The organism is Faecalimonas hominis, from assembly GCF_054660755.1.
Genome location: NZ_BAAHSH010000046.1, coordinates 1 through 14,028 on the forward strand (window position 1 = coordinate 1; position 14,028 = coordinate 14,028).

Sequence of the window (14,028 nt, forward strand, 5' to 3'; positions counted from 1 at the left end):
ACCATGCATATCGTTTGATTTTTGAATATTTGGAAGCGTTCTACAATACGAAACGAATTCATAGTCACTGTGATTATATGTCACCAAACGATTATGAAGAGCTGTATCGTAGGCTTCAACAAGACGAATTGCAGTTGGCAGGTTAAGATGAGGAAAACCTCATTTTAACTTGTACTAAATCTTGACATAGGACCAGCCCTTTTCATTTTCACTATAATACAGGCAAGCATACCAGTCGTCAAAATCAGAAAAAACAATATTCCCAATGTGAATTTGGAGTTCTCATACAGATGCTCAATCTTCCCTGTTTTCACATAATTTTCCATATGTGTTCTCACAATTTCCACAATACATTTTATCTCTTTAAAAACTGTGCCTCTCTTCCACAAAAGGAAGGCTCCCTCTGCCAAAACAATTCCTCCGCCGAGCAACAACAGACCATGTCTCGCTTTTTTCAGCACTATAAACATGAGAACAGCAAGCACAGTTACAGCGATATATACACTTCTTTCCTGATAAGAAATATCAAATGTTTCCGTAAAAGAAAATAACAGTCCCAATTGTGCAATGATTATAATAACTATCTGTATTATTTCTTCCCATATTTTTGTTTTCTTCATGTCTTTCCCCTATTAAACAATTATTTCCGTTGTTTCAAAAAACCTTTCTATCTCCGGTCCGACTTTCATTTTCTCCTGATGATTTATTTGCATTTCCAATGCATTTGTAAAAATGATTATTGAAGAATAGATTGCATTGCGATATTGGTAACGGTAACGCTCTTCCATATCCGTTTCCAAAAGATTCGTCTCTATCTCCAAAAATTCAGTAAGAAATTGGTAAAAACTTTCCTCATCTTTAATCAGTCTTCTCTGTATAAAAGGGTCTTCTTTCATTTTCCACGCAATATAGTGTGGACATTTTTTCTCAAGCATTGCCATGGAAACGGAGACAACTCCCATTAAAAATGAAGGAGTATTTTCACTTTTTCCCCCTTCCAGAAGCATAAGCACCCCCGCTCCCAACGGATAACTATATTCTTTCACATATAAATCGTCCTGCTTTGCACTGACTTTCCAGTGCACTTTCTGAAGTCTGTCACCATTTCTATACTCTCTTATTTCATATATCTCCGTGTTATCATCACCACTTCTATCTGTCGCATACTCGTCGCTTTCTATCGGAAACCATTTCGTCTTATGGCTCACTGTTAAATTTACCGGACACGGTTTTGGCATAACTAAAATTCTTTCCTGCTCCCTTACCTTCTTTGGAAAGGAAATTCCTCCCCACCAGTCTGAAACAGTGATTTTTCCCAACTCCATTTTCATTTTACCGCACTTTTGAGCAAAAGTTTCCTTTGAGAAAGTTTCTTCTTTTCTTCCTCCCAAATATACTCTCCATGTCTGTTTTATTTTTTTATTTTCTCCGGCATATTTGATAAATAATGTCACTTTCACCCCGGCAGGGAAACTACTTCTATTTTGTATCCACACGCAAATCGGAACTTCTTCCCCCTGCTCCGCTATTTCCTTTTTCACCTCTATCCGCGTTTTCACTTTTCTTCGCACAAACCAGGCTTCCAGCAGACAGAAGAAAAGAAATGCCAGTTCCACTGAGAGAACCATCGCTCCTTCTTTCCAATCGTATAGCACGTTTAAATAGACGGTTGTTCCCATCACTATAAGATAGATTATTTTTTTCATTCTATTTCTCCACTTTTTTCTTCGGTGTAGGCGCTTCTACCTTTTTCAAAATTTCTTCCATGATGTCCTCCACTTTTACATGATTAATTCTTGCTTTGGAGTTCAACTGAATGCGGTGTCTTGCTACACTGTAGAACATTTCCTGCACATCTTTTGGAATGCAGTACTCTCTTCCCGATAAATAAGCCGCAGCCTTAGTCATTTTTGTAAGCGCTATTGTCCCTCTCGGACTGATTCCCACCTCAATCATTGCGTGATTTCTTGTCATCGTTATCAACTCGGCAATATATTCATAAATAACATCATGCACATAAACTTCTTCTACTTCCTGTTGAATGAAAGTCAGAACTTCCGCACTGATAACCGGATTTATCCCGTCCAGCAGTCCGCCCGTCTGATTCCCCTTTATAATTTCAATTTCATGGCGGATTTCCGGATATCCTATCGTCATGGAAATATAAAAGCGGTCCAACTGAGATTCCGGAAGCATCTGTGTTCCCGATGAACCGATAGGATTTTCCGTTGCAATAACTACAAATGGTTTCGGAACTTCTCTTGTCACCTTATCGACAGTAACCGTCCCCTCTTCCATCACTTCAAGCAATGCGGACTGTGTCTTTGGCGATGTTCTGTTAATCTCATCTGCCAAAAGCAGATTACACATAACAGCACCTTCCTGATACCGAAATTCTCCCATATATTTGTCATACATGGAAAACCCTGTGATATCCGCCGGAAGTACATCAGGCATAAACTGTATACGATGCCAGCTCATTCCCATACTTTTTGCAAAAGCCAGCGCTAATGTTGTCTTTCCCACACCGGGAATATCCTCAATCAAAATGTGACCTCCCGCAAGAATCCCCGACATAACTTTTTTAATACATTCATCTTTTCCGATAACTGCTTTCTTAACTTCTCCCACAATATTTTGGACAGTTTCCATATATTTTGCCATATTATATCCCCTTTACTTGTCTATTTTTGTTCTATTATAGCATAAAAAAATAGAATGTGCGCTGCACATTCTATTTTTATCATATTCTTTTAAACTTCTGCCACTAATTTCTGAAGCGCTTCTAAAGCTTCGTCAGGAAGTTTGTCATATCCGTCTTTCTTTGTAGCAAATCCTTCTACTGCATTTACACGGTTCTGCATAGCATTCTTTAACTGTGCTTTGTAATCTTCATCACTTAAGTCCGGAACAAATCCTTCCCATTCCATGATTTCGATATCTTCAAAGTTACCCCACTGTTTGAATTCTGCTTTTCCTTCTACGATTGTTTCCAAAATTCCCAATGTATCTTTTGGCTGAACTTTTTTGCCCATGAAATCACCTGTGTTGATGATATAGCAGTCTACGTTCTTTTCTTCCACTAATTTTTTGAATTTTTCATAGTCATTTACTAATGGATATGTTCTAAATGGGTTTGCATAAGGAACGATGCGAAGTGCATTTAAGTCTGTTCCCGCTGCCACACGTTCTGCTGTAGATGTCTTTGTTGCAAGTGTTGCACCCATAACTGATGCCAAAGCAGATCCTTTTAATTTTACTACAGGTGGAATTGTAGGGTCTTTCATAATCCAGAAGATTGCATTTACAGGAGCATCAATCTTATCTACACGGTTTGGTGACCATAATTTAGATTTTAACGCACGTCCGTTACCATTTCTGATATCTTCTGTTACCAACTGTACTTTTCCGTCTTCATCTAAAGTTGCAGAACAGTTCTGTGCTGATAATAAGTACTGGTTATCAGGACAACCTGTCGGATAATCTGCTGTTTTATCAAAGTATGTAGGCTCTAATGCTACAGATGAACAAGTATCTGTGTTGATAATAAACGCATCATCATGAAGAACTGTGATTGGATATTTTCCACCATGTTTTGCATGAGTTAATGTTGATTTACCTGAACCTGATAAACCAAATACAGATGCTACATATTTTGAACCGTCTGATAATGTGTATTCTTTCTGTCCACCGTGACATGAAGCATATCCGTTTCTGTTAGCGATTGCCCATGCCATAGTAAGTGTTCCTTTTTTGTGTTCTCCGAAGTATCTCATTCCAAGAATACAAGCACAGTTTTCTGCTGTATCAAAATAACATAATGTAAGAGGATCACTTAAGCAACTGTAGTCAACATCAGGTCTTTCCTGTGGAATCCATTGCGGATCAGAGAAAATATAGATATCTGGTTCTTTTCCGTCTCCGACTGCTTTTGATTCTTTATACATTTTTACATATTCATCAGACATATACTGGAAGTTTAACATCCAGTTGTACATGATATTTTCTTCTCCTTCAGGAATAAGAAGATGTGCTTTTACCATAAATTCCGGATCAAGACCAACATAAACTTCTGCATGATACATTGTTTTCCAACGTGATTCATAAACAGCGTCCATTGTTACTTTATCAAGTTTTGCTGCATCAACTCCCGGTTCTCCTTTGATACGGCGTGCTGCTGCGTAACGTCCTGTTACTGCTCCATCGTTAAATAAAAGAACTTTCGCATCTCTGTCAAGACCGAATTCTTCTCCTCTATATACAGGCATATCTGTTACAATTGTTCCAGGTGAATTTTTCGCTAATTCATATGCCTCTCTTAATGTGCTGACTTTTACTACATTGTTTCCATAAAATGCTGCTTCGATGATAGAACGTGTTTTAGAAAAACCTGTTTTTCCAGCACCGATTTCGCTAAGCGGATAATAAGCTTTTGTTGACATATTATGTTCCTCCTTGAAATTCCAAATTTGTCTTATTATCTCATTTTCGCTTGAAAAAGTCAACGTTTTTCGTGAAAGTTTATTATTTTTATACTTCATTTACAACTTGTAAAATGCCTTAATTGAATGTAAAATTAAATAAAATGCAGGATTGATTTTTTAATCCTGCATTTTTGAAGTTTTTTTATCACTTTTTCTTTATTTTTCCATATCTTTAAAGTCTTTTTTGCAATTCATTTGTTAAAAATTTCACTATCTGTTTTCTTTTTCCTTTCGGAATAAAATAAATAAAACTGCACTGACCGCCATTAAAAACGGATAGTATAAATATGGCATAATCGCAAACGGTGTAAGTCCCGTCAGTGTAGCCGCCGAAAGAAGTTGTGCACCATACGGAATTATTCCCTGCCCTACCGAAGTGAAAATGTCAAGCAATGATGCCGAACGCTTTGCACTGATATGATACTCGTCACAAATTTCTTTCGCTATCGGTCCTGTCATAACAATGGCAACCGTATTATTTGCCGTGCAGGCATCAACCAGCAATGCCAATCCTGCGATTCCCAGTTCTCCCCCTCTTCTTCCTTTAATATGTCCTTTTATCAGGTTTAGAATAAATTGTATTCCGCCATATTCTTTTACAAGAGATACAATGCAGGCGACTACGATAGAAATAACCGTTATATCATACATTCCCATCACTCCGCCGATGGCTTTATCTCCTATCGTTCCTCCTCCGACGGCAATGAAAATATCTCCCAGCGCAATACTTCCGGTTGCCACTCCCACAATAAGGGAGAGAACCGTTCCGCTAATCAGCACGACAAATACATTGATTCCAATTAGTGCTCCGATTAACACGACAATATACGGAAGTATCTGCCAGACATTATACGGTAATTCTTTTGTCAGTGTAAAATTCCCGTTTCTTGTCATAAAGAAGAAAATGGCAATTGTGGCAATCGCCGCGGGAAGGACAATAAAGAAATTGGCTTTGAATTTATCCTTCATCTCACAGCCCTGTGTCTTTACCGCCGCAATGGTTGTATCTGAAATCATGGAAAGATTATCTCCAAACATTGCGCCACATACAACTGCGCCAATACATACCGCCATAGGGAAACCGGTCTTCTCACTGATGCCTACCGCAATCGGCGCCAGCGCCGCAATCGTTCCCATAGAAGTTCCCATAGATACGGATATAAAGCAGCCGATAATAAATAACCCCACTACCGCTATATTGGAAGGAAGGATAGATAAACCGAAGTTTACCGTACTGTCCGCTCCTCCTGCCGCTGTAACCGCACCCGAAAATCCTCCTGCGCAGAGAAAAATCAGACACATCGTGATGATATTCTCATCTCCCACACCTTTTGAAATCACCTGTAGTTTTTCTGTAAAAGTCAAATTTTTATTTTGTAAAAAAGCAACCAGTAATGCTATCAAAAACGCTACAATGGCAGGCATCGTATAGAAATCTCCTGTAACTATCCCTGCTCCGAGAAAAATAATTAAAAATACTCCGATTGGCAATAAAGCAACCGCTCTTCCTTTGTTCTTCTCCATGTCTTGTACCCTCCTTGTCCTCATTTTCTCATGTCATAAAAATTATACGCACTATCCTAATTCATACCTCATAAAAAGTCAAGATATTTTCATAAACAGGAAGAAACTTTAATCATACCTGCGTACGACTAAAGTTTCCTCACCGATTAAAAAATTTCTCTGATTTTAATGTAGTCTTTTCCGAACTCTTCCTGCATTTCTTCCTTAAATTTCCCCACATTTTTGTAGAAATACATATCGTGCCTTACACATTCTGCAGACATCGCTATCATCGGTTTTGATTTTGTCCAGATAACTTCAGCAACCGTTTCATTGATAATCTGTCCGAAGACTACTTCTTCCTCATCTGAAACAAGAGTGATAAAACGTCCTCCCATTTCTTTTCTCTTTTCTGCAAGCATACCGTGTCGGCTATAATTTTTAAAGGGTATGGAAGAATTTTCATCTTCACTGAAATACACGATTCCAAGCCTTACACCTTTTTCCTCAAGCCCTTTCAGTTCTTTTTCTATCTGAGGCAAATCTTCTTCCCATATCTGAATAAGCAGTTCGTCTTCCGTATGCCGAATAATATTTCGGCATTTTGCAAATACATTTTTGTACTCTCTTATATGCCATATATACTCTAAGTCCGTGGAAGTCTGATACTCTTTCAACTGTGCGGTCAGTTCTTCCAAAGTATCTTTCGTTTCTTTCTGTATCCTCTCAGACACTTCTTCTATGGGAACTGCCAAATATTGGTTCGTCCCTTCCCCTTCTGTAAATCGAACAAATCCTTTTGTCACAAGTGTTTCCAAAATATTATAAATTTTGGATCGGGGAACTCCTGACACCTTGCTCACCTCGTACCCTGAGGAACTTCCGTACCGCAGTAAAGATAGATACGTTTTACTCTCCGCCTCGGTCAAACCGATTTTATTTAATAAGGGAATTGCATTTACCACGGCTGCATTGCACCGCCCTCTTCAGCAGGACGACAGTTTCTTGCAAATAAATTCAGACAGCCTTTCTGTTCCTTTAACGGAGGGCATACCCATTTTTCTCTTCGTGCTGCAAGTTCTTCGTCAGACACACACAATGTTGCCTCACCATTAATTGTATCAAGAATAATCTCATCTCCGTCTTCCACAAGCGCAATAACGCCTCCGTCATACGCTTCAGGAGAAACATGTCCCACAATCGCACCGTAGTTAAATCCTGAAAATCTTGCATCTGTAATGAGTCCCACACTTGTGTGTAATCCCAAACCAATCAGTGCATCGATACTTAACATAAGTTCTTTCATTCCCGGCGCACCTTTGCAGCCTTCATAGCGGATAACGATAATATCTCCCGCAACAATCTTGCCGCTCTCAATCGCTTCAAACGCCATTCTGTCACCGTCAAATACTTTAGCTTTTCCTTTAATGTATTTCACTTCTTTTGGTACACCTGTCGGTCTTACGATCGCACCGTTTGGAGCAATGTTTCCACGAAGAACTTTTAATCCCGGCTCATTAAATAACGGTTTTTCCAAACTGTGAATAACTTCATTTGGTTTAGCAGTCAGTTGACTTAAAAATTCTCCCAGAGTAATTCCCGTCATCATCGGAGCATCTTTATATAATTTAGATTCCAGCATTTTTAATACATTCGGAACTCCTCCTGCATAGTGGAAATCCACAACCGTGTAAGGACCGCTTGGGATAACCGCATTGATACACGGAATTTCTTTTGCATATTTTTCAAAGTCTTCTAATGTAATGTCAATTCCCAATTCGTATGCCATTGTTAAAATATGTAAAACCGCATTTGTAGAACCGGCTACCGCCATGTCAAACATAATCGCATTTAACAATACTTCTTTTGTGATTAATTCTGATGGCTTTCTTCCTGATTTCACTAATTCTACTGCATATTTTCCTGCCATTCTCGCCTGACGGAGTTTCTTGTTATCCGATGCAGGAACTGTTGCCGTCCCAGGCATAACAAGATTAAATACTTCTCCGAGCATCTGCATTGTATTCGCAGTTCCCATAGAAGGACATGCTCCAAATGAAGGGCATACTGACTCTTCTAATTCATCTAAATATTCTTCACCGGCGCCTGAAAATCTTGCCACGTCTAAATCCGCTTCCACAATTGCTTTTCCGCAGTGGTGTCCCGGCTGCATAGAACCTCCTGTGACAACCATAGACGGAATGTCAAGTCTCGCTGCCGCAAGATAACAGCCTGCAATAATATTATCACATGAAGCAATCATAACTAATCCGTCAAAATTATGTACTTTTGTAACAAACTCTACGGACATGGCAACAATATCACGCCCTACCTGCTCATATTTTAACTCTTCTGCTCCGTTTGCAATGTTTCCGCAAGTCGCAGGAATTCCGAATTCTACAGGCACTCCGCCCGCTTCCCAGATTCCCTGTTTTACCGCTTCTGCAATCTGTCTTAAATGTGCACTTCCCGGAGAACCTTCCATAAATGAATTCGGTACTCCGATATGTGGTTTTTTACGGATATCTTCATCTGAATATCCAGCTGCTTTCATCATTACTCGTCTGTGCGCCGCTTCCGCACCATTCCAATATTCCTGACCCATCTTATCTTCCTCCTGTGTTATGAATTCCACTCTGTTCCAATTCCCTGTTCAACTGCTTTATCATAAATGTGTTTTGCCGTTACAAGATCCTGTGTTCCGATTCCTACTGTTTTAAAGACAATGATTTCTTCTTCTGTTTCTCGTCCAACTACTTTTCCAAGAAGAACATCTCCCAAGTCTCCCGTGAAATCTTCTTTTGTAATCAGCCCGTCCGCAAGCGGAATAAGGATATCCCCTGCTTCTGATAAAACCGCTTCCTCTGAATCAAAATAAATTTTTCCTGCTCTCTGTAAAATAACAGAATCCATCTCCTGCATATGCGGCTGATAAGAACCTACACAACTTACTGTTGCCCCCGCCTTTACTTTGTTCCCGTCAAATACAGGTTTTGATGAAGGTGTAACCGTTACAATCATATCTGCATCTTCAATCGCTTCATCTGAACTTTTTGCTGCAATGATTCTTGTGCCATATGATGCGAGTTCTTCATTCATTTTCTCTACAAATTCTTCTGTTCTCTGCAGATTGATGTCATATACTTTTACTTCTTCTAAATCTCTCACCGCAAGCATGGCTTCCAACTGCGTCGCCGCCTGTCCACCTGTTCCAATCAACGCTCCTTTTTTTGCCGTTGGATTTGCCAAGACATCAAACGCTGCTCCCGACGCTGCTCCTGTACGAAGTTGTGTTACATATGTACCGTCTAAAACAGAAATAACCACTCCTGTTTTTCCGTCAATCAACAACACCTGTGCAGGAGTTGTAGGGATTCCTTTTTCTATGTTCTTTGGAAATACATTTACAATTTTAATTGCCGAACATTCCAAGTCTTCCACATAAGAAGGCATAAATAAAAATGCTCCGTCATATTTAGGTGCCCCTATATTTGTGCGGAGAGGCACAACACTTTTCCCCTCAGAAAAAAGGGTAAATGCTTCTTTGTCCGCCTCAACGGCATCTTTCATCGTAAATACTTTTTGAATATCTTTTTTTGAAAGCAATAACATATTCTTCCTCCTCTTTTTGCATTAGTAGTTCCTTTTGGTAGCTATTATAAAGTTTTTGTTATTGCTTTGTCAATCTTCTTATGAAAAATTCTTCTTTTTCTGTCTATACAGACGATATCCGTTCAAAATAACCGCTATTGAAAGAAGGGAAATTATTCCATACATTCCCATTTTATCGGTGTCTCCTGTTTTCACTTCCTCCGCTTTTATTAATTTCATTATTTTTTTCTCTTTCTGATTTTCTATGGAAAGACGTTCCATAACGACAGGGATTTCTTCCCCCTGAGATTTTAAATGCACTTCATAAGATTTTTCCGAAGGAATATACCCTTCAGGCGCTTTGATTTCTTTGACAAGATATGTTCCAAGATACAGTTCCTTACTTTCAGCAATTCCATCTTTTGTTATGATTTTATCGGCTGTCTGTCCCGCTTCTACAAGCACGCTGCCGTCCGCCGCTTTCACGTCCTCTTTTGCGATAATTTCAAAAACAGCGCCGTTCAACATCTGTTTTGTATCTTTATCCCTTTTTTCTACAATGATTTTTCCTTTGATTATCTGATTTTCCAAAGTGTATGTCAACTTTACATTTTCCTGTTCAATGACAACATCAAACGCTTTCATCGGAATGTATCCCTCCGGATACTTCGTTTCCTCTATCGTATATGTTCCATATACTAACGACCCCCTTTCACTGTCTTCACGTTTTGTTGCAGCCACTCCGTTTTCATCTGTCTTGATTACGGTCTTTTCGCCCGTTTTTTTATTTGTCAATGTGAACTCAACATCAGGCATCGGTCTTCCTTCCCCGATTTTTTTAATTTCCACATCGCCGCGAATAACATTTTCCTTTGACTGAACTTTTGTATACAATATATTTTCTTCAGAGGGAAGGGTAACTTTATGCAGCACGGTGTCTATATTATATCCTTCAGGCGCCTTGATTTCCCTCACATAATATGTGCCTGCCGGCAGTTCTCCTGAAAATGCACGCCCTTCTTCGTTAATCGTCAATATATCTATTCTTTCTTTTTCCGAAGAAAGAAGTTCATACTGTGTTCCGGCAAAAGATATATCCGGAAGTTGCGATTCCGTGTCCCCTGTTTCCTCATCTATCTTAATAATCTCTATGCGGCCCTTTTCTGTCCGGACTTTTAAATACCCTTCAGCCATATCTTTGACACCCTGAGGATTATATGTAAGCGCTCTCTGATACTTTGTTCCTTCCGCTCCGTAAATCAGATAAGGGCGCACACCTCCCAATTCATCAGTCCGCTTTATCTCCACGGTCTGCTCTCCCTGAAAATCTTTCGCGCTGAACAGACAGTACTCTTTCTTCTCCTGATTAATGCACTCTAATGTCAGTGAAGAATTCCCTGCAATCTGCAATTTACAATTCACTTTATTTGTATCCGTTAAAATTATCTCGTATCGTTTCTTTTGGGAATTCCACTTTAACATATGACTTCCCGCATTGTCCTTTTTATCACTCAAAAAACTTGGCAATTTACCTACTTCATTTATCTTGCGATTTAGTTCATCATAAAATGCCAGACCGTCAGACGCATTTTTCAGGGATCGACTGTATTCCTCCATTGCTTTTCTCGCTTTCGGCGTTCCATATACCCCTTCCATAATGTTCCAAACCATTACCTGTGTCGCACCATATTGTGCCTTTTGCTTATTCGTAGGTGTCTCCGTCATCGCCTGATAGCCAAACTCCAACGCCGCTTTCAGCAGTTCATTTTGCTTTTCCGTCAATACTTTCAGCGGTTTATTCATAGGAAGTTCCTTCCCAAAGTCCATGCAGTATCCGATTCTCTGAGAATTTTTCTCCTTTACAAAGAACATGACACCGTAAGTACCTCTGCTCTCTTTTCCATACTGAGTAATTTTATAGGGACTTGTCGTAATTCGCACAAGTTTAGGAATAACTACGTCACTTTTTTCCTGTGCATGAACAACCTTTTTATACATCGGAAAGGAAATCACCATGCACAACACTAACAATACACTTATCCATTCTTTTTTTACTTTCTTCAATGATTAAAAACCTCCTGATATACAATATTCTGTTTTGTTGCTTAAATTAAATAAAAGAGTTCCTCCTTTCCTTAAATAAAATTGTTCTCGTTTTGAATACTTGGGAAGATTATCCCTTTGAATATTTGATATGTAATTAGACGAGTAAATAAATCATATGCCACATTTTTCCATTTGTCAATAGGGTTCCTCCTAATATTTACAGAGGAATCCCATAAGACAAATTTCTTATACAAGTTGTTCATAATATCTGTTCAATTTCCGTGCCTGACAGTTCACGTCTCTTTCCAACGCTCTTTTTCTGCCATTCCATGTCAGCACAGGAAGCCGTTTTTCCAAAATATCTTTTATCAGAGAAGAAAACTCTTTATTTGTCTTCCCTTTGTAAACATCTTTTCTGTTCTCCAGCCAATTTTCATATACCGGAATATCTCTTAATAATACGGGTATTTCAGACGAAAGAGCCTCCAGTACAACAATCCCTTCTGTCTCTTCATAGGACGGAAAGAAAAACAAATCACAACTGCTGTATGCATTAATCAACTCTTCCTTCGGCACATAGCCCGCAAAGATAAGATTCGTAAGACTTTTGTGAACTGCTCTTCTTACTTTCGACGGAATCTGAATATCAGGCGTATATCCAAACCAGATGAATTTATATTCCGGCATCTGTTCTGCCAATTCCACAAAATCCAAGATACCTTTTCTCTCAAAATAAAGCCCTACCGACATAATTACCTTATCGTCCTGACGCAGCCCGTATTTTTTACGAAAATCTTCTCTCGCCAATATATTTTTTGAAAAAAGCGATGTATCCACTCCATTTGAAATGGCATAAACCGGATTTTCTATTCCATATCCCTTTAGTAATGTTTTGGAGTATTCCGTAGGAGTTAATATAATATCCCCCAGCCGATAACATTTCATAATCCATTTCTTAAACAGCGGCGCTATTAAATTTGAACCGGTAAATGAATTTTGAAAATCTTCCTTTGTGGAATGTGCGTGGTACACTACTTTTTTCCCTTCCTTTTTTGCGCGTTTCGCCATTCTATAGTCACTTGGAAATATTGTATTAATATGTACTACATCGTAACTGTCTTCGCTGTTCTCCGTTACCTCAACACCATTTGCAAGAAGAGCCTCTTTTTGCATGGACATTGCTTTCCCAACACCGCTTTTAGATACGACCTGCTGATTTTTCGCATAAAGCAATACTTTCATATTCTTCCACCCCTCCTTTTATTATTTCTTCCCGATAAATTCCCGATACCGCTTTTCCAAATAAATTCGTGTTATATTTTTCCGCAATCTTTTCGCTGTGATTTCCCGCTTTTTCCAACCACTCTTCATCTGTTGCATACATTCTGACGTATTTTGCAAAACGATAAATATCCTGATAGGAAAATCCGTTTCCTCCTTCTTCCAGAACACCGTACAGACACGCATCTTTTCTGCAGATAAGAGGCAGCCCGCTTGCCGCCGCTTCAATGTAAGTTAATCCCTGTGTTTCGCTCGTAGATGCACAGACAAATACATCTCCTAACCGATAGTACGTCTGTACTTCTTCCGGACTAACCATTCCCGCAAATCGAACATACTCTCTTAATTGCAATTCGTCAGTCAGTTTTTCCAAACTTTCCCGGGCAGGTCCTCCTCCTACAATTAAAAGTTTTATATTTTCCTCCATTTTAACAATTTCTTTCATTCCGTATAGAAGTTCATCGATTCGTTTTTCATATCCCAATCGTCCTAAACTCAATAAAACTTTATCTTCTTTTTTGATTTCGTACCTTTCTCTCAACTGCTCTACCGTCTTATCGTCAACAGGATTTTTGAATTTCTCAAGACAGATTCCCGTTGGCACAATCCGTATTTCCTTTGCCATTCCGTATTGATACAAAGTCTGTTCCACTTTTTTCGTCGGTGCAATAATCAGATTCGTATCTTTCAGCCTCATTTTAATCCATTTTCCAAGCGCTGCCCTTCCCAGCCTTTTTCCGACAGGAATGTATTCCGTATACTGTTCGTATAACGTGTGATATGTATGCACAAGCCTTGCATTTGTCGCTTTCGCGATTCGTTTGGCAAACCCATAACTAAAAAATTCACACTGGCTGTGTACAACCTCCGGCTTCCATTCTATCAATTCTTCCACGAACGACGCTGCCCTTGATACCGGCACGCGTACTTCCGGATAAATATGAGAAGGTACGGATCTGACATAGTACACATTATCTTCCCGATAAGAATATACGTTTTGTGAGACTGCCAGTATTTTTACTTCATGTCCCTGCTCTTTCAATTCCTGCTCTAAGTTTAAAATAGATGTTACCACTCCGTTAATTGTCGGTTTAAATAAATCCGTTGTAATCAATACTCTCAT

The 14,028-nt window shown here is 39.1% G+C and carries 12 protein-coding genes; 1 reads left to right on the top strand and 11 read right to left on the bottom strand.

The window, feature by feature from the left end:
• Positions 1-14: 14 nt before the first annotated feature.
• The gene (locus ACYQ35_RS08430) at positions 15-146 is read left to right on the top strand and encodes an IS3 family transposase (protein WP_423804692.1); all 132 of its coding nucleotides are present in this window, start codon (positions 15-17) and stop codon (positions 144-146) included.
• Positions 147-164: 18 nt separating this feature from the next.
• Here ACYQ35_RS08430 and ACYQ35_RS08435 read toward each other — a convergent pair whose 3' ends face one another.
• The 11 genes from ACYQ35_RS08435 to ACYQ35_RS08485 all read right to left on the bottom strand — a co-directional run bounded on the left by ACYQ35_RS08435 (position 165) and on the right by ACYQ35_RS08485 (position 14,028).
• Positions 165-620 (bottom strand): hypothetical protein, encoded by a 456-nt coding sequence (locus ACYQ35_RS08435; RefSeq protein WP_459832237.1) that lies wholly within the window; start codon positions 618-620, stop codon positions 165-167.
• 12 nt (positions 621-632) lie between these two features.
• The gene (locus tag ACYQ35_RS08440) at positions 633-1,706 is read right to left on the bottom strand and encodes a DUF58 domain-containing protein (RefSeq protein ID WP_459832244.1); all 1,074 of its coding nucleotides are present in this window, start codon (positions 1,704-1,706) and stop codon (positions 633-635) included.
• Position 1,707: 1 nt separating this feature from the next.
• The gene (locus ACYQ35_RS08445; RefSeq protein WP_459832247.1) at positions 1,708-2,664 is read right to left on the bottom strand and encodes an AAA family ATPase; all 957 of its coding nucleotides are present in this window, start codon (positions 2,662-2,664) and stop codon (positions 1,708-1,710) included.
• Positions 2,665-2,753: 89 nt separating this feature from the next.
• Complete coding sequence (locus ACYQ35_RS08450; protein ID WP_009757376.1) at positions 2,754-4,442, bottom strand: phosphoenolpyruvate carboxykinase (ATP); 1,689 nt, start codon at positions 4,440-4,442, stop codon at positions 2,754-2,756.
• A 252-nt stretch (positions 4,443-4,694) separates the two neighbouring features.
• Positions 4,695-6,008 (bottom strand): Na+/H+ antiporter NhaC family protein, encoded by a 1,314-nt coding sequence (locus ACYQ35_RS08455; protein ID WP_459832252.1) that lies wholly within the window; start codon positions 6,006-6,008, stop codon positions 4,695-4,697.
• Positions 6,009-6,154: 146 nt separating this feature from the next.
• Complete coding sequence (locus ACYQ35_RS08460; RefSeq protein ID WP_009757378.1) at positions 6,155-6,952, bottom strand: TrmB family transcriptional regulator; 798 nt, start codon at positions 6,950-6,952, stop codon at positions 6,155-6,157.
• Positions 6,946-8,592, bottom strand: a complete 1,647-nt coding sequence (gene ilvD / locus ACYQ35_RS08465; protein ID WP_009757379.1) for a dihydroxy-acid dehydratase — start codon at positions 8,590-8,592, stop codon at positions 6,946-6,948. Before ilvD ends, ACYQ35_RS08460 begins: the two co-directional genes overlap by 7 nt.
• Before the next feature lie 17 nt (positions 8,593-8,609).
• A complete protein-coding gene (locus ACYQ35_RS08470) occupies positions 8,610-9,599 on the bottom strand; it encodes an ornithine cyclodeaminase family protein (RefSeq protein ID WP_009757380.1) in 990 nt (329 codons plus the stop codon).
• Between the two features lie 78 nt (positions 9,600-9,677).
• A complete protein-coding gene (locus ACYQ35_RS08475) occupies positions 9,678-11,642 on the bottom strand; it encodes a SpaA isopeptide-forming pilin-related protein (protein WP_459832259.1) in 1,965 nt (654 codons plus the stop codon).
• A 228-nt stretch (positions 11,643-11,870) separates the two neighbouring features.
• Entirely contained in the window at positions 11,871-12,866 is a 996-nt protein-coding gene (locus ACYQ35_RS08480) for an LTA glycolipid anchor biosynthesis glycosyltransferase, IagA/BgsA family (protein ID WP_009757382.1), read from the bottom strand.
• Entirely contained in the window at positions 12,823-14,028 is a 1,206-nt protein-coding gene (locus tag ACYQ35_RS08485; protein ID WP_009757383.1) for a glycosyltransferase, read from the bottom strand. Before ACYQ35_RS08485 ends, ACYQ35_RS08480 begins: the two co-directional genes overlap by 44 nt.

Bases quoted from the DNA above. Each gene is read 5' to 3' on its own strand.
- ACYQ35_RS08435 (WP_459832237.1), bottom strand. From the start codon at position 620: ATGAAGAAAACAAAAATATGGGAAGAAATAATACAGATAGTTATTATA.
- ACYQ35_RS08440 (WP_459832244.1), bottom strand. From the start codon at position 1,706: ATGAAAAAAATAATCTATCTTATAGTGATGGGAACAACCGTCTATTTA.
- ACYQ35_RS08445 (WP_459832247.1), bottom strand. From the start codon at position 2,664: ATGGCAAAATATATGGAAACTGTCCAAAATATTGTGGGAGAAGTTAAG.
- ACYQ35_RS08450 (WP_009757376.1), bottom strand. From the start codon at position 4,442: ATGTCAACAAAAGCTTATTATCCGCTTAGCGAAATCGGTGCTGGAAAA.
- ACYQ35_RS08455 (WP_459832252.1), bottom strand. From the start codon at position 6,008: ATGGAGAAGAACAAAGGAAGAGCGGTTGCTTTATTGCCAATCGGAGTA.
- ilvD (WP_009757379.1), bottom strand. From the start codon at position 8,592: ATGGGTCAGGAATATTGGAATGGTGCGGAAGCGGCGCACAGACGAGTA.
- ACYQ35_RS08470 (WP_009757380.1), bottom strand. From the start codon at position 9,599: ATGTTATTGCTTTCAAAAAAAGATATTCAAAAAGTATTTACGATGAAA.
- ACYQ35_RS08480 (WP_009757382.1), bottom strand. From the start codon at position 12,866: ATGAAAGTATTGCTTTATGCGAAAAATCAGCAGGTCGTATCTAAAAGC.
- ACYQ35_RS08485 (WP_009757383.1), bottom strand. From the start codon at position 14,028: ATGAGAGTATTGATTACAACGGATTTATTTAAACCGACAATTAACGGA.